Here is a 22799-nt window from a genome sequence, read left to right as displayed (position 1 = left end):
GGGATGAGTTTTGTGAAATGTTATGGGAGGAGATTGAAGCGGGAGCAGAGGTAAATCAACCCGGTTTTAAAGTTGTTCGCAAGCTATTAAGCGATAAGAGGTTTGACAAATGAAGAATCATGGATTTGGCAAACTAGTTACGTTTCTAAATCAATTGGAACAAGAGAAAATTAGTTACACTTTAGCCCATCATCGGGATGAAACTATTATGGTGAATGTGGCGGTGGCTGGTGAACGATGGGAAGTGGAATTTTTTGAGGATGGTTCAGTTGAGGTAGAACGATTTGTTAGTAATGGAGAGATTAGTGGAGAAGAGGTTTTTAGTGAGTTATTTGCTATGTATTCAGAGCCAGAAAGTCATTCTGCCAAACTTACCCAAAACGCTAAGTTGAGAAGGACAGCATGAAGGCGATCGCACAACAGACTCGGTTATTTGGTATATTTAATAAAAGGTTCTTTTTGATGCCATCTTTGAAGATTAAATGAGTGCGATCGCACTTTATCTACCCTGTAAAATCGAACCTTTAATTTAACTACTCATCTCAAGGCTAATCATTATTTGTATATGTGATTGCTGGGTCACGAAGTTCGTATCCGATTATGGCAGAGTAGAGACGGCGTATAACGTCTTCAATTTTATAACTTTTATCGCGTAAATCTGGATAGAAAGCCCCTTCATGTAGAATCTTGCTGCGGATTGTATAAGCTTCTTCCAGAATTTCTAATGCCATTTTGTCGTCAGTTAAATTAGTTGTAATAAGGCGTTTGATAGCGTGTGAGACAGATTCGCGCGTTAGATTCCTGATACTCCCTTCGAGCGATCGCTTTATATCATCAGGTAAATCCAGTGAATCTTGCACCTTATTTAAGGTATCTTTTATAATTTTTTTTAAATCTGGATATTCAAATTTTTTCTGTTCAGCTAATGGCTCAAGTGCTGATACAAGACCAACAAATCTTGCACGTTCTGTTGCCTCTAAACGAGCTGCGGCAAAAAGCTCCATTGAGACGAGCAGCTGTTTATTATTAATTGGGATATTAGAAGTGAAACTTTGCTCCAGTACTTCAACAACTAGGCTTGCTCCACTAATGAACGAGATCGCAAAATCAGATGACATCCCTATCCCTCCGTGTGGAGTCCGATCGTATACTACACATGGCAGTGGAGTGTGATATTCTAACCGTAGTGGACATCTCAATGAGACTGCTGCCCACAAAACTGACATCGCAAACTTTAAACCAGCCTCCTCTGCTTCGCTAGCAGTAGCAAAACCTTCTAAATAGGCTGTAAATTTCTGAAATTCAAACTTCTTGTTTTGGTGAGGAATCAGACGAACAATCAGATCATTGCCCAAAAGGAGACAACTTTCTCCATCAAAACCAAACTGATGGGTGTTGCCAAGAATAATATCAACCTTGGAGCCATAGGGTCTAAGTTTAGGTTTGTCTGCTATTTCGTATCTTTTTTTTGGTAAATGATTACTTGGCATTTACTAATCTTACTCCTCTAAGTATCGATCGTTAGGTAACTTTAACTATAACCTTTAACATACCCAAAACTGATGCCCAACAAACCTATACCTTAAACTTTTCCGTAATTTGCTGAACTGTTTAACTCGCCATTTATTTCACTATTTTCCTAAATGCGATCGCAGCTTCCAGCAGATCGGTTGCTACCGCATATTGTGCCAAAATTGTAAGATCCACATTTGGCAGTAACTCACAATGAGCGATGCCTATTTTATCATTTACTAAATCATCACTTCTAATTCTTTCAAAGCTTGAAAACTTCCTACTTGCCAACTACGTTCTACAGCAGCCGGGATAATGTGAGTAATAGCTATATCCTCAAAATTAGGACTGGTGTTAGATTTTATATATTTCCCCTCTTTTAGCAAATAAATAGAAAGGCTCCCGCTATCGTAAACCCATAATTCTGGGACTCCAATGGCTTCATAAGCATCAAGAGTAGTTTTTGATGTGACATCAGTCTCAATCGCTAAATCTGGTGGCGGGTCATCAGGTTGTAAGCGGCGATGACCAATCATTTGTTGATAATTCTGAATATAAAAGCAAGCATCAGGTTCAACTCCTGCTACACCTTGCCGTTTAAAGGTGGTGGAACCAAAAGGTTGGTATCTAATATCTTTAGCCTTCAGCAATATTTTGACAATATCAGAAATTAAATCTTTGGGTATTTCATGTTCTGGTAAAGGAGCCATAATTTCTAAAGTCCCTTGACTGTAGGCAATTCGTGTAGTTCTTTTTTCTCCCAATTCTTGTAAAATAGATTCAAATTCCTCCCAGCTAACATCTGGAATAGTCACTGTGCTACCAGGTGCTAACTGCATTTGGCTAACAGGTTTGAAAACGGGGATAGCAGCAGTCATAACCAAAATATAAGTAAGCTGAATCTCAATAATTATCTATCAGGTTGCGGTGGATAATATAGCCCACCGTAACCTTTAGACTAATAGAATGAGTTTAACAAAAGCGGCTAAAAGCGATCGCCTTACACTTTAAACTTCTCGGTAATCCGCTTCATCGCCTCTTCCACATTCTCCCGACTGTTAAACGCCGAAATGCGGAAGTAACCTTCACCCGCAGCACCAAAGCCAGAACCAGGCGTTCCCACAACGTTGACAGTTTGCAGCAACTTATCAAAGAATTCCCAACTGGACAAACCATTAGGCGTTTTCACCCAGACATAAGGTGCATTCACGCCACCATAAACTGATAATCCGGCGGCTGTGAGTTTCTCGCGGATAATTTTGGCGTTTTCTAGATAGAAACTCACCAATCCTTTGACTTGTGTCTGTCCTTCTTGGGAGTAAACCGCTTCGGCTCCTCGTTGGACGATGTAAGAAACGCCATTGAATTTGGTAGACTGGCGGCGGTTCCACAGTTTCCATAGTTCGACATCGGAACCATCGGCGGCTTTTGCTGTGAGTGTTTTCGGTACTACGGTTAACGCGCAACGGGTTCCTGTAAAACCTGCATTCTTGGAGAAAGACCGAAATTCGATCGCAACTTCCCTTGCACCTTCAATTTCATAAATTGAGTGGGGAATCGACGGATCGGTAATGTAAGCTTCGTAGGCTGCATCAAAGAAAATAATCGAGTTATTAGCTTTGGCATAGTCCACCCATGCCTTTAAATATTCCTTGGTAGCAGTTGCGCCAGTGGGGTTATTGGGAAAGCAGAGATAAATTAAATCAACTTTCTTTGAGGGAATCTCGGCGGTGAAGTTGTTATCAGCCGTAATTGGTAGATAAACTAAGCCCTCAAATTCACCTTTATCGTTAGCATGCCCAGTATTTCCCACCATAACGTTAGTGTCTACATAGACGGGATAAACTGGATCAGTAACGGCAATTATGTTGTCATGACCAAAGATTTCCAGAATGTTGCCTGTGTCGCATTTGGAACCGTCGGAGATAAAGATTTCTGAGGCATCTATATCGGCTCCGCGTGCTTGGAAATCTTGAGTAGCAATTTTCTCCCGCAACCAAGCGTAGCCTTGCTCTGGGCCGTAGCCTTTGAAGGTATTGCGATCGCCCATTTCTTCCACAGCTTTAATCATCGCTGTGCGGCAAGCCTCCGGCAGAGGTTCAGTAACATCACCAATGCCCAACCGGATGATTTTAGCATTACTGTTCGCTTGGGCAAAGGCATTCACCCGCCGAGCAATTTCTGGAAACAGGTAGCCCGCTTTCAGTTTCAGGTAGTTGTCGTTAATAGTTGCCATGTGTAGATTATGAAAAACGCCCTCAAACAGCTTACTGCTAATTTATGAGGGCGGGGAGTAAGAATTTTAGATTTTAGATTTTAGATTTTAGATTTTAGATTAAAGAATTGAAATTTAATCCAAAATCGTCAATCCAAAATCCAAAATTGAATTGCCCAATTCTCAATTAGACATTTACCGGTAGTTTATTATCGGCTGAGGGGTAACTGCTGCGATCGCCAATTCCGAACTGCGTGAGTGATTCTTGACCTGTAATCAATCTTGCTCCGCGATTACGGGTGAAATAGTTCCACGCCCACTTAATTATCACTACTAATTTGTTGTCAAATTCAATTAAGAAGTAGATGTGAATCAACAGCCAAAACAGCCATGCAAAGAAACCTTTCAGCTTGATAAAACCCAAATCTACCACGGCAGAATTGTGCCCAATCATCGCTAAACTACCGTGATCAACATAAGAAAATGGTGGCAAACTGTCACCTGTAAGCCGCTTTTTGACTAGTTCTGCGACATATTCACCTTGTTGCTTCGCTACAGGTGCAACACCAGCTAGCGGTTTCCCATTTTGATGAGAAAAATTTGCTAAGTCGCCGATTACAAAAATGTTGGGATGTCCCTTAATACTCAAGTCAGATTCAACAATAATCCGTCCAGCGCGATCGCACTCAGCACCGGTGCGTTCTGCTAGCACTTTTCCCATTGCTGAAGCTTTCACACCTGCTGCCCATAATACCGTTTTTGAGGCAATTTCTTTAACTTCATCACCTTGTTTGAGGGTAACAAGATTATTTTCAATATTCGTTACCAGTGTTTTTGTCTGGACAATCACCCCCAACCGCGTTAAAGATGCTTCGGCTTCTTGTGATAACTCTGGTGCAAAGGGTGGCAAAATCCGATCCAGACCTTCTAATAGCAAAATCTTCGCTTCCGATGTGTCGATGTTGCGGAAATCTTCTTTGAGAGTTTGATTTGCTAATTCGGCGATCGCGCCCGCTAATTCTACACCAGTGGGGCCACCACCGATAATTACAAAAGTTAACCAAGCACGGCGTTTTTCTGGATCTGTTTCTTTTTCTGCGGCTTCAAACGCTGTAAAAATCCGGCGACGCATTTCTATGGCATCTTCTACAGTCTTCAAACCAGGGGCGAATTCTTCCCAGTTGTCTTTACCAAAGTAGGAATGCTTGGCTCCTGTGGCAACAATTAACGTATCGTAAGCTATTGCTTCGTCGCCCACAATCACTTTCTGCGCTTCTGGATCAATATTATTCACCTCTCCCAGCAACACTTTCGTATTTTTGCTCTTGCTGAGTACAGAACGCAACGGCGAAGAAATATCCGCAGGAGATAGCGCACCTGTGGCGACTTGGTATAAGAGGGGTTGAAATAGATGAAAGTTGCGTTTATCAATCACAGTAACGTTTACTGCCGCTTTCGCAAGTGTTTTTGCCGCATAAAGTCCACCAAAACCACCGCCAACAATTACTACTTCATGGGGTGGATTATTGTCAAGCGAATTTACCATAAGAAATATTATCCTGTATTCTGACTATTGTAACTATTCTTAACAAATTTGTATCAAAATTGTCATCATATATTTTGTATTGCTTTTTACATTTGAAGAATGATTAAAGTAATCAAAACTACAGGATAAACAGAACTTTTCTAGATAGAGGCGCAGACAATAAGATTTGGGAATATTTGAAAACAGAATTCAGGAGTCAGGAGTCAGAATTCAGTTGGGTATTCTGTATGACTAGCGGACTTCGGCGTGACACTTCGACTTCTCTACGAGACGCTACGCGAACGCTCAGTGCGGAGACGCTGAGTCCTTCGACCCAACTCTTGGAGACGCTACGCAAACGACAAAGCTCAGGGTAACGCAGGCTCAGGAACCATCGAACGCTGAATTCTGACTCCTGAATTCTGACTACTGAATTCTTCTTTAAGTAATTTCACTCAGAGTTAGTTGATTCTGGTGTTTGTATTAAACGTGGTGAATGAGTTCGCCGCCAACGGGAAAAGCCATAGATAAGAGCAACAAAAATTAACAAATAGGGACTGTAAACAATTAACCAAATACCCAGCTTGAGTAAGCCAACGGAAAATGCACCAAAGGAGTGGGTGGAATTGTTCCAAGTTTCCTGAACTTGCAAACCAAAGGCAGGTTGGGGACTGGTGCTAGAAACTGCTGCTTCTAGGTTCAGCGTAATAGTGGAATATGCAACTTGATTTTGTAGGCTTTTGAGTTGGGCATTAATTTGTTCTATTGTTTGGCGGACATTATTCAATTCTTGGGCAACACTAAGCACATCTCTAATAGAACCCGCCCGATCCATAATTTTTTGCAAATTGACTTCAGTTTTCTGCAAATTAGTTAATCTAGCTTGGAAATCCACCAGGCGATCGCCCACATCTTCGGCAGTGATATTACGACTATCGACAGTGCCCAATTTAGCTAGTTGTTCTAAGGTAGGTTCCAGCAGATTCTCTGGTATCCGTAATTGGATTGTTGCTGTGTAACGCCGGTTGTCGTTTTTGGGTTGTTGTTCTTGCAACCCGATCAAATCCCCTTGCTGTTTATTGATAATTTGCGAAACAGCATCAATACTCTGATCTACAGAGTTGACAGTCAAAGACATTGCTGCCTTTTTAATGAGTTGAGGACGAGAACGGGCTATTGGTGCAGCTTGCGTATTTTGGGAAAGACTGCTTTCACTAGCTGGTGTCATTGCTTTATCTGCCATGCCATCGGCTGCAATTTGACGTAAAGCCTGATTTCCTGACTGATGGGAAGAGGCGCAACTGGTAAAAATCACCCCTCCTAATAACGCACTCACAAATAAAGCAGATGTGCGCGGTAATTTAATCGAAGTGTACATAATCTACCCTCAGATGGATGAAGTTAGACCCAGTATTACTGAAGTAAAACTCAAAGCCTGTATTGTTGCGATTTATGTAACAGGGTTAGTCATTTGTCATTTGTCATTTGTCCTTAGTAATTCTCCCTTCCTCTCCCCATCTCCTGAGTTCAAAGCAGGGTGGTTTCATACAAACAGAGAAAAATTGTAACTAGCTTTCTCATTGCCTCTCTCCGCTTGCCTGACGGCAGGCTGACGCCAACGGGGAGAGGTTTGGAGAGGGGTCAAAATCTATGGTTCTACATGAGAAATCAAGACTTATGTATTTTTCTTTTTTCGGATGAAACCACCCTGCCATCCCCTGAGTTCAAATAAGTAAATTCAATGGCTCACAGTTCATCTGTGGTTACTCAATTTGAGGTACAATCAGAAATCTGCTAATTGACGATGCTTGCTGACAGGAGATGCTTCTATGGCCCGGATGTATTATGACGAAGATGCCAATTTAGACCTTTTGGCTGAAAAAACTATTGCGATTATCGGCTATGGTTCCCAAGGTCATGCCCACGCTCTCAATTTAAAAGATAGTGGTTTGAATGTGATTGTGGGATTATATCCGGGTAGTAAGTCAGTAGCGAAAGCTGAAGCAGCTGGGTTAACTGTGAAGAATGTTGCCGATGCTGCCAATGCTGCTGACTTCATCATGATTTTGTTACCTGATGAAGTCCAAAAAACGATTTACAAAAACGAGATTGAACCAAATCTAGAAGAAGGGAATGTGTTAGCTTTTGCCCACGGTTTCAATATTCACTTTGGGCAAGTCGTACCACCGGTTAACGTCGATGTGGTGATGGTAGCACCAAAAGGTCCGGGGCATTTGGTACGGCGGACTTATGAAAGTGGGGAAGGGGTACCCGCGCTGTTTGCAGTTTATCAAGATGCCAGTGGTCAGGCACGCGATCGCGCGATGGCTTATGCTAAAGGTATTGGTGGTACTCGCGCTGGTGTTCTCGAAACTACTTTCCGCGAAGAAACCGAAACAGATTTATTTGGCGAACAAGCGGTATTGTGCGGTGGTTTGAGTGCTTTAATCAAAGCCGGATTTGAAACTTTGGTAGAAGCTGGTTATCAACCAGAATTGGCTTATTTTGAATGTCTGCATGAAGTCAAGCTGATTGTTGACTTGGTTGTAGAAGGTGGTTTAGCCAAAATGCGCGACAGCATTTCTAATACTGCTGAATATGGCGATTATACTCGTGGACCGCGAATTGTTACCGAACAAACCAAAGCTGAAATGCAGAAGATTCTCAGCGAAATTCAATCTGGGCAATTTGCACGAGAATTTGTTCTGGAAAACCAAGCTGGTAAACCAGGATTTACCGCCATGCGTCGTAAAGAAGCCGAACACCAAATTGAGGAAGTTGGCAAAGATTTACGCGCTATGTTTAGCTGGTTGAAAAAAGCTTAAGCAAAAGGAGCAGCCGAAGGACTAAAGTCGCGGCTACTCCAGCAAAGCCTGCTTATAGTGCTTGCGCTCTTCCTAGCGCACCACTTAGGCTGGGGAAATTTACGTTGAATAGATTCTCATTAATGCCCTTACAGTGTGAATTAAGGATTAGACATCTCCAGAAATTAAATATGCGTTACCCAGAACCCTTGTAGAGACGTAGCAGTGCTACGTCTCTACATTTATTTTCGGAGATATCTATTTACTTATGGAAGAGGACGTAAATAAGAAAAAAGTCAGAAACGAGATATATTGACTTGCTCAATATTGTTGATCGAAACAGAATAAAGGCGCCAGTCGCCAGAATTCAGAATGAATTTTGTGTGACTGGCGGATGAATCAGGGGGTTTAAGACCCCAACTAAATCGTTCGCGTAGCGTCTCGGAGAGAAGATTTAGTGGTCTTCAATCAGCGGCTGATCTGAACCCCCGACTGATTGATTCTGACTCCTGAATTCTGACTTTTGAATTCTTCTTTAATCTTTAATATATTCCAAGTACCATCATTGGGTCGCCAGACAGCGAAATCATTTATCCCATCATTATCATAATCGCCAGGGACTGGAATATCACCAGTTAGCCCCCATTGTTGAGTAATAATTTCACCTGTAGAGCTTTTAATTACATACCAAGTACCATTACTGGGTCGCCAGACAGCGAAATCATTTATCCCATCACCATCATAATCGCCAGGGACTGGAATATCACCAGCTAGCCCCCATTGTTGAGTAACAATTTCACCTGTAGAGCTTTTAATTACATACCAAGTACCATTATTGGGTCGCCAGACAGCGAAATCTTTTATCCCATCGCCATCATAATCGCCAGGGACTGGAATATCACCAGCTTGCCCCCATTGTTGAATAGTAGTAATTTGAGCTTTTGCTTTAAAATTTGATATCCCAATCAAGAACGGGACAGTTAAAGCCATCATTAATAATCTATAACCAACTTTCATGGAACTATTCCCCTGTGTAGTGTTTAAATATGTTGCTTGAGGCTGGAATTACCTTGGTACACTCAAATCTATATCTATACCCTTAGTAGCAAAATCTCTGCTTTAACCTTTATAGGACTAGTACAGTACGGCGTAAATAAACGACTCATTCCAAATCAACGAAATGCTTACGCTGTATTCATTTTGAATTTTGAATTTTGAATTCCGCCTTGCGGTACTAGCCCTTTTAAGGTGACTCGTAAAATCTCTTTTTTTGTCTAGCCAGCCGCTTGCGGGGGTTCTGCCCTTCAAGCGGACTTGCGTGGGAAACCCGCCCAGGCAAGTGTCCTCCTCTATGCCTCTGCGGTTTAAAAGTAATTTATCTAACCATATAGACGCAGAGAATACAGAGACAATAAGTTAAAAAGGGGTTTTTTGACTAACATTTTTACCCACCTTGAAAGTCCTACTTTATTGTGTTTGTGTTTTGAGACTTACTTCTTGTCAATTAAGAATTTTATAATACCTTGTTAGTTGATGTTTATTAGAGCTTTTAATCATTCTTAACCGGAGATAGATAAATCCGAAACTATCAAAGCAGCACAGGTACTCTGCTATGCACTATATATAGATAATGTCTATTGCGATCGCTATATTCAGTTGATTCATTTCATGACACAGCTTGCAAATCTTGAGCAATTCTAAAACCAGCGTGTTGATAAAAGTAGGGACGAAACCAGTTGCGATAGGTTGGTAATGCCATTGAACCATTAGTAGCCCAAGAACCGCCAAGCATCATCTGATGTTTGCCATCAAAAAAGGGTGCCGCTTGGTCTTCGTAAAGCGGATGAGGTTGAAATCCTGGTAGGGGGTTGAAAGTGTCTCCCAGCCATTCCCAGACATTTCCTCTGAGGTCATAAAGCCCACAAGTACTATTAGCTGGTTTGAACATTCCCACTGGACTGGGGGAAATGAATTGTAAGTTGAGATTATAATTAGTTAATAAGTGGTTATCCTCACAGCTAAGTAAGGCTTGATTCCATTCAGCTTCAGTCATCAAGCGTATTTCTGAGCCTTGAGAGCGACAAAATGCGATCGCTTCATAATAATTGACTTCCACAGGCCAATCTAGGGGTAAATCTATTTCGTCGAATGTGGTTCGATAACGGTAGCCATCCTGGAACGGTATCCAGAATTTGGGATGTTGGACGTTATAGAGTTGCTGCCAATTCCCAGATTCACTATCCCAGTAGTCGGAATTGTTGTAACCACCAGCTTGAACAAATTTCAGATATTCTCCGTTAGTGATTAGATATTGACTAGCTAAAAACGGTTTCACTTCAACAGTGCGATCGCCATATTCGCTATCCCAACCATAGGTAAGATCATCCTGGGGTTTTCCTAGTTTCACCACACCACCTGGAACTCGGCGCATTTGATTCTTGGGAATGTTCCCGTTGCTAGGTGCGTAATTCCAGCCTTGGGGACGTTTAAGGCGATCAATAGGCAATTGTCGCACCAGCATCGAAAAGGTTTCAAAGTGAATGCGACTATGTTCTATTCCCATCAGCAAAGCCCAGAAGGGATGCTGTTGATGAATCGGGAAATCCAGGTAAGTATTTTGAATAACCTTTGCGATCGCCTCTCGCGCCTTGTCCCGATATTGCCAAACTTTTTCCACATCAGGCCAGCTAACTCCTTGGATAGCTGCGTCCAGTTCTATCGGTGTTTCTGGATCAACTCCGATTTCAAATAGGGTTTCGTATTGTGAATTAATTCGAGCTTTTATTAAACCAACGGCAATTAACTTGTTGATGAAAAAAACAGCTGAGTGACCAAGATAAAAAATTAGACGGTTTCTTAAAGGATCGGGGTTAAGATAAAAAGTTTCTTCCCCGACCAAACTCTTCATGAGTGTTTCTTCAAGTTCCCAGGAATTCTCAAAGTAGTTGAGCAGGCTTTGTGAACTGCAATCATTGAGTGTGGGAACTTGATTTGATTTCAGTTTATTTATCGTTGAAACTAAACTCATGATATTTTTGACACAAGATTATCGTACAAATTACATAAACTAACGCCATCTGCGACTTATTCTTGTCACCCCGCTTCCATTCCTCTCCCCCATAGGGAGCTACGGTGTACACACAAGTATGAAATAGTTTACTCACCTGCTTTTTTGCGTCAGTTTTACCCCACCCTAACCCTCCCCTTATAAAGGGGAGCCACTGCGTTGGGCGGGCAATGCCCGACTTGAAGCATGTGGCGTGAGGGAACTAGATTCCTGTCTCCCCCCAATAAACGGGGGGATTAAGGGGGGTAATTTGACTTGTGTGTAGACCCTAGCCCATAGGCAGAGAGGCTTTGATTATTGCTCCCCAACCCTTTTATGGAAGGGGGGTTCGGTTTGAGGAAAGTCGCACACAGCGTTAAACTACGACTTCTTACAAAAAAAAGTGTTGTTTATCACATTTTTTCCTATGTCGTTATGATCCGACAATCTGCTATATTTGTAAATAGAGAAATAATGTATTAAAAATACTCAAGCTACGGATTGACAGAATAATGTAAACAATGCTTTGACGTTGGATAGAGTATAAAAAACTTAATAATTATATCTGATGACCGCAAAGTGCTATTAGGTTAAGAGTTCTGCAACTAATTTAGCTTAAACAGTAGAAGCCTCTCACCTACCCGATAGGGAGGTGATGAGACGGCAGTCGCTACAAGTCGGGAAACCCGCCCAAAGCGCTGCCTCATGAATACGCGTGAGTGACTTTCTTGACCAACTTTCCTTGCATTGAGCATCGGGAAATCAGCAATGTTGGTCGATGAGGAACGAACACTTTCTTGGTTTTTCTCAAAATATTTGATATAATTTTAACCAATAGGTATAACTCAATTAAATGCTGAAAAGCAGCCTATTACAAAAGTTCAAAATTATCTCCAAAAGACCCTAGGGCATAGTGGCTCTAGAGCTTCAGTTAATGTCCTCCTAGAGGAGTCACTCTCGTTGCCCACACTCACTCTTATTGGAGTGTGTGAAGTATGTCAGAGAAGCATACGGCGATGCCTTCACAATAGGCATCGCGGATTTTAGATTTAATCTAATCTAAAATCCCAAATCGATTTAACGATTTACCGCCGCAGCTTCTCGTGCTGCTGCTGCTTGATCTGGGTGAATACCCAAGCGGGTGAGATTAATCCGACCTTTGTTATCAATTTCGCGCACTTTGATAATCACTTCATCGCCCACTGCTACTTCATCCTCAACTTTGCCAACGCGGTAATCAGCAAGTTGTGAGATGTGGATCATACCTTCTTTTCCAGGCAGAAATTCCACAAATGCACCTATCGGTATAATCCGAGTGATGCGTCCGGCATAGACATCCCCTTCGTTCAGCTTGCGGGTCATGCCTTGGATGATGTTTTTAGCTCTCTTGGCCTTGTTCTCATCTACAGCCGAAATTGTCACCGTGCCATCATCTTCGATGTCAATTTTAGCACCAGTTTCCTCTGTGATTCCCTTAATAGTCTTGCCTCCAGGCCCGATGACCAAACCAATCATGTCTGAATCAATCTTGATTGTTAACAGACGTGGGGCATAGGGTGAGGTTTCAGTACGCGGCGTGTCAATGCAGGCGAGCATTTTCTCCAGAATGTGCAACCGGGCTGATTTGGCTTGGTGGACGGCTTGGGAAATAACGTCCAACGACAGACCAGAGATTTTCATATCCATTTGCAAGGCGGTAATCCCAACATCCGTCCCAGCAACTTTGAAGTCCATATCGCCCAAAAAGTCTTCAATGCCCTGAATGTCGGTCAGGACTCGCACTTCGTCCCCTTCCTTAATCAGACCCATTGCCGCACCACTGACGGGTTTGAGAATTGGTACACCAGCATCCATCAGGGCTAGGGTGGAACCGCAGACTGAACCCATTGAGGTGGAACCGTTGGAGGAAAGTACTTCCGATACGATGCGAATCACGTAGGGAAAATCTTCTTTTGACGGTAGCACAGGTAGTAGCGCTCGCTCTGCCAATGCCCCGTGACCAATTTCGCGCCTTCCTGGGGCACGCATTGGCTTAGTTTCCCCGACTGAGAAAGGCGGGAAGTTGTAATGATGCAGATAACGCTTGTGTTGATCTAGCTGCATGTCATCGTTGAGGTTTTGGGCATCCCCAGGTGTACCCAAAGTACAAGCGGATAATACCTGAGTTAGTTCCCGGTTAAATAAACCACTGCCGTGGACTCGCTTTGGTAAGACATCAACTAAACAAGAAACACGACGCACTTCATCGAGTTTACGACCATCAACACGAACGTTATCTTCGATGATTTGCCGCCGCATGAAGTATTTGGTAATATCTTTAAAAGTGTTACCAAGTGCCTTGCTATTTGCAGTTGCGGCAAGTCGAATTGGGTCTTCTTCTGGCAGTTCCTTAATCGTCGTGGCAATTTCATCCTTGACGACATCTAAAGCTGCATCGCGTTCGGGTTTGGTGAAATGAAATTGAGAGAGGATTTTCTTAATCTGGCTACTAGCGCGATCGCGGATATAATTTTCTAGGGTTTGATCTACTTCTGGTGGTGCTGCTTGCACGATTACCAGACCCAGTTCTGCGATTAAATCTTGCTGCGCTTTGATTAAGTCCCGCACTGCTTCATAACCAAAGTCAATCGCCTCGATAATATCTCGCTCTGGCAACTGATTGGCTCCCGCCTCCACCATGATTACGCCATGTGGTGAACCTGCGACGACTAAATCCAAGTCTCCAGCTTCAATTTCTGAGTATGTGGGGTTAATAATGAAATCATCTCCCACTAAACCAACCCGCACTGCTGCCATTGGCCCATTAAAAGGAATCTGGGCAATCAAGGTAGCGATGGAAGCACCTGTAACTGCTAACACATCGGGTGGTACTAACTCGTCCATCGACATCGTTATGGCAATAATTTGCAGGTCATCCCGTAGCCATGAGGGGAACAGGGGACGCATGGGACGGTCTATTAGACGGCTGGTGAGAATTGTTTTTTCTGGTGGGCGACCTTCCCGCCGCATAATCCCGCCGGGAATCCTACCTGCGGCATACAGCCTTTCTTCATAATCTACTGTCAGGGGGAGAAAATCAATGCCTTCTCTGGCTTGCGATCGCGTAGCCGTCACCAAAACGGATGTGTCCCCTGATTCTATCAAAACCGACCCACCAGCCTGGGGAGCTAGTAAGCCTACTTTCAGTCGAATATCCCTACCATCGAAGGATATTGACTTATCAACTTCTGCCATTCAGTTTTTTTTCCTTCTCTTTCGCTGTTCTCTTTCTGTGGCAATCCTAACATTTATGCCCTATGACTGACTTCTGGTACATACAAAGTTAATGAAATCGGAAGTCGGAAGTCCGAAGTCGGAAGTCGAAGGGTACAGTTTTGTAACGGGGATTTAGATTTAGACATCAAAACTTAAAGCATTGCGTGAAGCACGGGGTTTTAAACCCAATTTTTTGATAAACAAGTCGTTCAACCCAAAGGGCGATACATCATTAGCGCGTCTACCACCTGTTCCTCCCCTAGCTTTGCTGCACGCGGAATCCGCCCAATAATCTCAAATCCTAACGACTGCCAAAGTGTAATTGAAGGTATATTAGTTTCAAAGACCAAATTGAACATTACTGCTTCATAGCCAAGGTTAGCTGCTATCAAAAGCATTGCCTCTCCCATGAACCGCCCTATCCCCTGACCGCCAAAGCCTGGTTGTACAATAAAACCAGCGTTGCAAATATGGCTACACCGACCGGGAAAGTTTGGTTTTAAATAAAACGCCCCTAATATTTCTTTTGGCTTGTGTGTAGCATTCTCAACAGATGTCTTGACAACAAAGGCATCCTTACTTAACCAGTAAGCTGAAAATTCTGCCTGAGATAGAGGTTGCTTTTGGGGATAAGTTTTACCTTCAACAATTACAACATTGAGTAATGCTCTTACAACCTCCTGTTCTTGAGGATGCATATAATCTAGTTCCACCAATAACCCATTTTTTAAAACTTTAATCAGGGGAAAATTCATTATCAATAATGTTTATGTTGAAGAAGTGCTTAAATGTTTATTATATGCAATATTTGACTAAAAAATCTGATTGATTCAGATGCAAAAAGTAGAATGATGACGATTTTCATTTTTGAGTTTTGGGAAAATCTGAGTAGTTAGCAAATGGCGATTTTACACGGGAATTGGTTACTAAAAAATCAAAATGGCTGTTTATTTATTTGGGGAGAAACTTGGCGATCGCCGCGAGTAAATTTCGAGTCTAATGGATCTGGAGATATACCACTACATCCATTGGCAATGACATCAGTTGAGTTGAGTGAGTGGTTGTGTTCCCAGAACATGGCAATTGCTAACTTCATCCAACAACCTCAAATTGCGATGCCTGGGGCGGGCGGAGCGATCGCTACTACTGGGCGAGCCTCCAAAGGAGGAGCTACGCTAACGCGCAAAGCCGCTAGTACTACTGAGGTAAGTTTGCCAACGCATTCGCAAATAATTGCCCTGCCAACTTATATCCCAGAAAGCAGTAAAGAAGGAACAGCAGCGATTTTCCCTGTGCATTCTGCCAGCTTGGAGTTAGATATAGACTCCCCGCAATATTTGCAACCGTGGCGAGTTGAAGGTTTTTGTCTCAACCCCACAGAAGCAGTAAAATTTCTTACTGCTGTTCCCCTAAATGCTACTAACGGCGAAGATGCCTTTTTGGGAGGAGATTTACGCTTTTGGTCGCAGGTTGCCCGGTGGAGTTTAGATTTAATCTCGCGGTGTAAGTTTTTACCAAGAATTCAGCGAGAATCACATGGTGCATTTGCCACTAAATGGCAAGTACTTCTAGACAGTGCTGTAGATGGAACCCGCCTAGAAAAATTTTCTCCGAATATGCCGTTGGTTTGTCGTACTTATCAAGAGAGAGTGGGGAGTGGGGAGTGGGGAGTGGGGGGAGATGAGGGAGCAGGGGGAGATAAGGGAGCAGGGGGAGATGAGGGAGCAGGGGGAGATAAGGGAGTAACATCCCCCTCATCCCCCTCATCCCCCTCATCCCCCTCATCCCCCTCATCCCCCTCATCCCCCTCATCCCCCTCATCCCCCTCATCCCCTCACCTAGCAGTAGACTTTCCAATCGAACCTCAAGAATTACTTTTGGGATTTCTTAACAGTACGATAGATGCCCAAGTGCGAGAAATGGCGGGTTCTCAACCTCCAATGGAAGCTAAAGCAATCGCATCTTTACCATCTGGGGTGCGGCAGTGGTTGCAAGCTTTAACTAGTGCATCTGGTACAGTCGATGCAGATGCAATTGAAGTGGAACGACTGGAAGCGGCACTGAAGGCTTGGACTATGCCGCTACAATACCAATTAACTCTTAAAACTCTATTTCATACTTGTTTTCAACTGCGTTCTCCAGAGGCTGGCGAAACAGATTGGACATTGGCGTATTTCCTGCAAGCGGCTGACAATCCAGAGTTTTTGGTAGATGCGGCAACTATTTGGAAGAATCCAGTTGAACGATTGGTTTATGAAAATCGGACTATTGAGCAACCACAGGAAACATTTTTGCGAGGTTTAGGGCTAGCTTCCCGATTATATCCAGCGATCGCACCCAGTTTTGAAACCGAATATCCCCAATTTTCTCATCTCACCCCCATCCAAGCTTATGAGTTTATCAAGGCTGTAGCTTGGAGGTTGGAAGACAGTGGTTTGGGAGTAATTTTGCCTCCCAGTTTAGCGAACCGTGAAGGATGGGCGAACCGTTTGGGTTTAAAAATTACTGCCGAAACTCCAAAGACAAAGCAGGGACGTTTAGGATTGCAAAGTCTATTGAATTTTCAATGGCAATTGGCAATTGGTGGACAAACTATTTCCAAAGCTGAGTTTGATAAACTTGTGGCTTTAAATAGCCCGCTAGTGGAAATTAACGGCGAGTGGGTAGAATTGCGATCGCAAGACATCAAAACAGCCCAAACTTTTTTTACCACTCGTAAAGACCAAATGGCGCTTTCCTTGGAAGACGCCTTGCGTTTTAGTACAGGGGATACCCAGGTAATTGAAAAGTTGCCAGTGGTTAGCTTTGAGGCTTCTGGGGCATTGCAAGAGTTGATTGGGGCGCTAACAAATAATCAAGCGATCGCACCTTTAGCCACACCAGCAGGCTTTCAAGGGCAGTTGCGACCCTATCAAGAACGTGGTGCCGCTTGGCTGTCCTTCTTGGAACGTTGGGGTTTAGGCGCGTGTCTCGCAGACGATATGGGCCTCGGTAAATGCGTAGCCAATGATACTCTAGTAAATGTAAATGGACTGTTACGCACAGCCGAGACAATCTGGAAAACTCACGCTGGAGAAACAGAGTTTGACGGCGAAGGATTTTGGACTAACCCCACAGAGGAATTACTAGTTAATTCCATAGATGAAAAAACTGGCAAAATTGTCCAGGCTAATGTCAGGCGGTTGTATCGGCAGCAAGTCTGCGAAAAATTGCGAAAAATCACCCTAGAAGACGGTAATAGTATCACTATTACTCATCGTCACAAGCTGCTGACAAGTAAAGGTTGGACAAATAAATTACAGGTGGGTGATTACGTTTGTGTGCCAGGTAAAACCCTTTGGAATGGAAAACCACAAGATGATGATTTAGTCAAGTTTCTCGCTTGGCAGATTGCCGAAGGGCATGAACTACCCGATGTAGGAAGAGTCACAATATCGCAAAAAGATACCAGAGTATTAGAGGATTTACTCCAGACTTGCCAACGCATTCAAAAGCGCTATAACCTCAAAATTAACAGCCCTAATATCTCTACCTTCCCTAACAGAGTTGCTTCTCTTCGAGTTAATAGCCAAGCCTATCGGGAATTCTTAGAAGCTAAGGGTTATGTTTGGGGTAAATTGTCGGCAGAAAAATCTATTCCGCCCTTCATCATGCAGGCAGATTTGGATAGTGTGCGGATATTTTTACAAAACTATTTCGATGCTGAGTCTGCTGTTCTTTTTAGTATGCGGAGTATTGAGATTTCTACAGCTTCAGCCTTACTAATTCAGCAACTTTCTGCACTCTTGCGTCGTTTCGGCATTTGGTTGCGAATATCACCTAAACTGAAATGTGCCACTAATGGAACTCGCACTTTCCGCACCTACTATATTGGTGTAATTGGAGGGAATTCGGCTCGCAGATTTCTGCAAGAAATTGGTTTCGATAACTCAGAAAAAAAGAGTAAGTTAGAGCAAATTTGTCAACTAGTCAGCAACACAAATATTGAAGGAATTCCTGCTTCTGATATTGTTACTCAAACAGTTAGAGTAACGGGACTACCGTTGCGGCATTTTGGGATGCACAACACTGTTTATATTAATGGCTCACAGCAATTTTCTAGAGATAGTTTACAGCAAGTAATAGCTGGGATGAGCCGCATGATTAGTGGAGAAGCCCAAGAACAATATCAGCTACTAAAACCTTCTAAATGGACAACTCAAACTTTATCAGCCTACGGCAACCTAGATATAGAAAACTTGAGATTAACAAGACAGTCTTTGCAATGTCTTCTCGATCAAGAGGTATTTTATTGCCGGATTGAGGCTATTGAGGATGTGGAGTACGAAGGGTGGGTATACGATTTTGAAGTTAGCAAACATCATAATTTCGTTGCTAACAATATTATTTGCCATAATACAGTCCAATTCATTGCTTTATTGCTACATCTGAAAGAACAGGATGCGCTAGAAAATCCAACACTGCTAGTTTGTCCAACTTCTGTTTTAGGCAACTGGGAAAGGGAAGTGAATAAATTTGCACCAAGCCTGAAAATTTTGCAATATCACGGTGACAAACGCCCCAAAGGTAAAGCATTTTTAGAAGCAGTAAAAAATCACGATTTAATCGTTACCAGCTACTCACTTCTTCATCGAGATATCAAGTCATTGCAAAGTGTCTCTTGGCAGATAATTGTTTTAGATGAAGCGCAAAATGTAAAAAATCCAGAGGCGAAGCAATCAAAAGCAGTGCGGCAATTATCAGCGACGTTTCGGATTGCATTGACGGGGACACCAGTAGAAAATAGACTGCAAGAACTCTGGTCTATTTTAGATTTTCTTAATCCAGGATATTTAGGCAGCAAGCAATTTTTTCAGCGTCGGTTTGCGATGCCAATTGAAAAGTATGGTGATACGGCTTCTTTGACTCAGTTACGTTCATTAGTTCAACCATTTATCCTACGGCGGTTGAAAAGCGATCGCGAAATTATTCAAGACTTGCCAGATAAGCAAGAAATGACCGTATTTTGCGGTCTGACTGGTGAACAAGCTGCACTTTATCAACAAGTTGTAGAGCAATCTTTAGTAGATATAGAATCTGCTGAAGGATTGCAACGTCGGGGGATGATTTTGGCTTTACTAATCAAACTCAAACAAATCTGCAATCACCCAGCCCAATATTTGAAACAGGCGACATTAGAGCAACATAACTCAGCCAAACTTCTCCGGCTAGAAGAAATGTTAGAAGAAGTTTTAGCGGAAGGCGACCATGCTTTAATATTTACACAATTTGCTGAGTGGGGTAAGTTACTTAAACCCTATTTAGAAAAACAGCTTGGGCGAGAAATATTCTTTTTATATGGTAGCACCAGTAAAAAACAACGTGAGGAAATGATCGACCGTTTCCAACACGATCCTCAAGGTCCGCCGATTATGATTCTTTCACTGAAAGCGGGTGGTGTAGGACTGAATTTAACACGAGCAAATCATGTATTTCATTTTGATAGATGGTGGAATCCAGCCGTGGAAAATCAAGCCACAGATAGAGTATTTCGGATTGGTCAAACCCGGAATGTGCAAGTACATAAATTTGTCTGCACTGGCACTTTAGAAGAAAAAATTCATGACATGATTGAAAGTAAGAAACAATTGGCTGAACAAGTTGTGGGTGCTGGTGAAGAATGGTTAACTGAAATGAATACAGATCAACTTCGCAACTTACTACTACTTGATCGTAGTGCAGTAATTGACGATGATGCAGAATAATTTTGTAGTCAGGACTTTAGTCCAGTAGCAACAATTTTCACTCACCACTGAAGTGCTTCTGGGATGCCTGCCTGCGTGCTGCCAGGGCGGCTGAAAATCCTTCTTTGAGCCGCTCTGCCAGATCTTCAGCATGGGATTTAGCACCCTCCTGTCGGGCAAGGCGCTGTAACGGGGCCGAAATGGCAATCCTCTCCTCCTCGTAAGTGCGTAGAGCAACGCCGAGTTGTTCCCCATCACCTAGATCAGTACAGGCTAGAACCTTAGCCAAGGCTACCACATCCTGTATGGCCATAGTTGTGCCCAATCCCAACGATGGCCGCATCGGGTGGGCCGCATCACCCAGTAGGGTAACACGTCTCAAGTCCCCCCACTGCGGCACTGGTTCCCTGTCGAAGACACCAGTTTCGATGATGGTCTCATGCTCAGTGGCTCTAATTACACTTTCAACCAGAGGGGGCCATTGCTCAAATATTTGGAGTACCGTCTCTAGCGCTGATGAACTTTTCGAGTGATTCAAACGTAGGGCTGTGCCACCCCAGGCAAGCAATTCCGTACCCGCATCCATTATCCAGAAGTTCTTTTTTTCTCCAACCACAAGTTGAAATCCAGCAGATTCAAGGAAGGGAGCGGTAAGTGAGGGCAAGTTTTTCCGTTTCACAATCCCCCTCCAAGTCATAGTTCCTGTATAAAGAGGGGCACCATCTGCAACGGTAATGCTTCTCACCGTAGAGTTGTAACCGTCGGCACCAATTAAAAGTCGGGCACAGACATCTTCCTGTTGACGGAACTTCAAACGCAATTGCTCTTGACCCTGGACTGAAGTCCGAGTGAAACCGATAAGGGTATGGTTGAGATGAAGTGATACCGTCGCGGGCAGTGCTTTATAAAGACAGGTCTGTAGGTTATACCAGCATAGCCAGGTGAAGCCTGTCCCGGCAAGTGGGGATTCATCAGCGAAAAGAACCTCGCCATTTGGCCGCATCAACATCTGCTGTTTGGGATTCACCGCCAACAGCCGCACCTGCTGCGCTAGTTCGGCATCGATCTCCGCTAGGGCAGCATAGCCGGGATCACCGATCCCCAGAGCAGCACCAATTGGTCGCAACAGGCGGGCTTGCTCAAAAACCCCGATCGAGAAGCCAAGTCGTGTTAAAGCATGAGCGGCACAGAGTCCACCTGGCCCGGCTCCAATAATTGCGACATCCAAGACATTATCGGTCGAATTGACTTCAATCATCCCGTTCACCTTGTTCCAAAGCATGACTTTAGTGATTACAGCTATTTTCAGGTACATAGACCACGCGGTAGGGGCACAGAAAAAGCTCATTGGTGTCAACTTAACGTGAAAGCCAGCCTAAAACCAGCTTTTAGAGATAGTCTCGTTCCCAGTCTCTGACTGGGAATGCCCGTCGGAGAGGCTCCGCCTCCGTAACTTGCGGCAAAGCCACCAGGATCTGCATTTCTAGCCAGAGGCTAGAAACGAGGTTTTAAAGGGGTTTGAGCTTAAGTTGACACGCATGAGCTTTTTCTGTGCCCCTAGGACAGATGTGGTTCAAATACATGATTTCTGCTGTAATTTGTAGGACTTACGCAAAAGTACAAGCTGTAGGGGCAATTCATGAATTGCCCCTACCTGAAAATAAGGGTTTCGGCTATTGTTTGCGTAAGTCCTGATTTGAACTGAGGAGCATCATCACATACGATACCAATGTCACAAAACGAGATCAACCCATCTATTCCATAATTTTGAATTTTAAATTGATTTATGACTAATTACACATTGCAAGCAAGCCGAGAATGGTGGTCACAACAATGGCTAGATTTACTAGATTCCTATCGCTTTAAAAAGCGTTTAGAACGTGCGAGAAATTATGCTCGTCAAGGAAATGTTTTGAGCATTGAATTTAAAGGTGCAAAAGTATTAGCTAGAGTGCAAGGTAGTGAAGTGGAACCTTATAAAGTTTCCCTTTCGCTTGAACCCTTTAGTAATGAACAGTGGGGTTATGTAATTGAAACCATGTCTCAAAGAGCAATTTTTGCTGCCAAGCTTTTGGCAGGAGAAATGCCACAAAATATAGAAGAAGTGTTCACAGCTAATGGTCTTTCGATATTTCCATTTACCTTGGCTGATATCCAGAGTAAATGCTCTTGTCCTGATAAAGCAAATCCCTGTAAACACATTGGTGCGGTATATTATCAGTTAGGCGATCGCTTCAGCGAAGACCCCTTTGTACTATTTCAATTACGCGGACGCACTAAAGAGCAAATTATCAGCGACTTGCGACAGTTACGTAGTGCCAAGATTGAACCCAATACTACAGAAACGATTCATGTTCAACAGTCAATTCCTAATAACAAATACTCGGTAAAAATTGACTCTTTCTGGCAATACAATGAGCCACTAGAGTCATCCTTGGTAGTAATTGCGCCCTCCAGCAGCGAGACGGTATTAGATGTATTAGGAGCAATTCCCCTAGCGAAGGAAGAGGAAAATGCAGTAAATTCAACTTCGAGTGATGTGGTAATGAAGTATTTGAATACAGTTTATAGAGATGTGAGCCAGAAGGCTTTTTTAGCAGCAATGAATGTCGGAAGAAGTTGATATTAATTCGTAATTCGTAATTCGTAATTCGTAATTATGAATTAGGTTGAGTCGGTAGTTCAACTTTACCCTTCCCGCACTGCTTGACGAATTGCC

Annotated in this window: 15 protein-coding genes; 5 read left to right on the top strand and 10 right to left on the bottom strand. The window is 43.2% G+C overall.

Features of this window, described 5'->3' with window-relative positions; all coding sequences use genetic code 11:
* Window positions 1-109: 109 nt before the first annotated feature.
* A complete protein-coding gene (locus V7K27_RS34510) occupies window positions 110-406 on the top strand; it encodes a hypothetical protein (protein ID WP_334953302.1) in 297 nt (98 codons plus the stop codon).
* 142 nt (window positions 407-548) lie between these two features.
* On the opposite strand, the gene V7K27_RS34505 is transcribed toward V7K27_RS34510, so the two are convergent.
* From V7K27_RS34505 to V7K27_RS34485, 5 genes are all read right to left on the bottom strand, one after another.
* Window positions 549-1490, bottom strand: coding sequence for a hypothetical protein (locus tag V7K27_RS34505; protein WP_334953301.1), 942 nt, complete (start codon window positions 1488-1490; stop codon window positions 549-551).
* Window positions 1491-1751: 261 nt separating this feature from the next.
* Complete coding sequence (locus V7K27_RS34500; protein WP_334953300.1) at window positions 1752-2390, bottom strand: Uma2 family endonuclease; 639 nt, start codon at window positions 2388-2390, stop codon at window positions 1752-1754.
* Window positions 2391-2512: 122 nt separating this feature from the next.
* Window positions 2513-3748, bottom strand: coding sequence for an LL-diaminopimelate aminotransferase (locus tag V7K27_RS34495; RefSeq protein WP_334953299.1), 1236 nt, complete (start codon window positions 3746-3748; stop codon window positions 2513-2515).
* A gap of 166 nt (window positions 3749-3914) precedes the next feature.
* Window positions 3915-5273, bottom strand: coding sequence for an NAD(P)/FAD-dependent oxidoreductase (locus V7K27_RS34490; protein ID WP_334953298.1), 1359 nt, complete (start codon window positions 5271-5273; stop codon window positions 3915-3917).
* Between the two features lie 430 nt (window positions 5274-5703).
* The gene (locus tag V7K27_RS34485; RefSeq protein ID WP_334953297.1) at window positions 5704-6630 is read right to left on the bottom strand and encodes a DUF4349 domain-containing protein; all 927 of its coding nucleotides are present in this window, start codon (window positions 6628-6630) and stop codon (window positions 5704-5706) included.
* A gap of 13 nt (window positions 6631-6643) precedes the next feature.
* Here V7K27_RS34485 and V7K27_RS34480 point away from each other — a divergent pair, with 13 nt between their 5' ends.
* Entirely contained in the window at window positions 6644-6820 is a 177-nt protein-coding gene (locus V7K27_RS34480) for a hypothetical protein (RefSeq protein WP_334953296.1), read from the top strand.
* 261 nt (window positions 6821-7081) lie between these two features.
* Window positions 7082-8077, top strand: a complete 996-nt coding sequence (gene ilvC, locus V7K27_RS34475) for a ketol-acid reductoisomerase (protein ID WP_334953295.1) — start codon at window positions 7082-7084, stop codon at window positions 8075-8077.
* Window positions 8078-8524: 447 nt separating this feature from the next.
* Here the strand turns inward: ilvC and V7K27_RS34470 are convergent, their stop codons facing one another.
* The 4 genes from V7K27_RS34470 to V7K27_RS34455 form a co-directional block, all read right to left on the bottom strand.
* Window positions 8525-9073, bottom strand: a complete 549-nt coding sequence (locus V7K27_RS34470; protein ID WP_334953294.1) for an FG-GAP repeat domain-containing protein — start codon at window positions 9071-9073, stop codon at window positions 8525-8527.
* A 649-nt stretch (window positions 9074-9722) separates the two neighbouring features.
* On the bottom strand, window positions 9723-11084 hold the full coding sequence (gene ovoA, locus V7K27_RS34465; protein WP_334953293.1) for a 5-histidylcysteine sulfoxide synthase: 1362 nt from the start codon (window positions 11082-11084) through the stop codon (window positions 9723-9725).
* 1095 nt (window positions 11085-12179) lie between these two features.
* Window positions 12180-14336 carry a polyribonucleotide nucleotidyltransferase gene (locus V7K27_RS34460; RefSeq protein WP_334953292.1) on the bottom strand — a complete coding sequence of 719 codons (2157 nt, stop codon included), beginning with the start codon at window positions 14334-14336 and terminating at the stop codon, window positions 12180-12182.
* Between the two features lie 230 nt (window positions 14337-14566).
* Window positions 14567-15112 (bottom strand): GNAT family N-acetyltransferase, encoded by a 546-nt coding sequence (locus tag V7K27_RS34455; protein WP_334953290.1) that lies wholly within the window; start codon window positions 15110-15112, stop codon window positions 14567-14569.
* A gap of 144 nt (window positions 15113-15256) precedes the next feature.
* Here V7K27_RS34455 and V7K27_RS34450 point away from each other — a divergent pair, with 144 nt between their 5' ends.
* Window positions 15257-20101 (top strand): SNF2-related protein, encoded by a 4845-nt coding sequence (locus tag V7K27_RS34450; RefSeq protein ID WP_334953288.1) that lies wholly within the window; start codon window positions 15257-15259, stop codon window positions 20099-20101.
* A 37-nt stretch (window positions 20102-20138) separates the two neighbouring features.
* Here the strand turns inward: V7K27_RS34450 and V7K27_RS34445 are convergent, their stop codons facing one another.
* A complete protein-coding gene (locus V7K27_RS34445) occupies window positions 20139-21395 on the bottom strand; it encodes an FAD-dependent oxidoreductase (protein WP_334953287.1) in 1257 nt (418 codons plus the stop codon).
* Window positions 21396-21866: 471 nt separating this feature from the next.
* Between V7K27_RS34445 and V7K27_RS34440 the strand changes: the two genes are divergently transcribed.
* A complete protein-coding gene (locus tag V7K27_RS34440; protein WP_334953286.1) occupies window positions 21867-22703 on the top strand; it encodes an SWIM zinc finger family protein in 837 nt (278 codons plus the stop codon).
* Window positions 22704-22799: the final 96 nt, after the last annotated feature.

This window comes from Nostoc sp. (assembly GCF_036919575.1).
Taxonomy (GTDB): domain Bacteria; phylum Cyanobacteriota; class Cyanobacteriia; order Cyanobacteriales; family Nostocaceae; genus Nostoc.
Note: the sequence above shows the minus strand (reverse complement) of the source record. Positions and strands in the feature narration are given on the sequence as shown.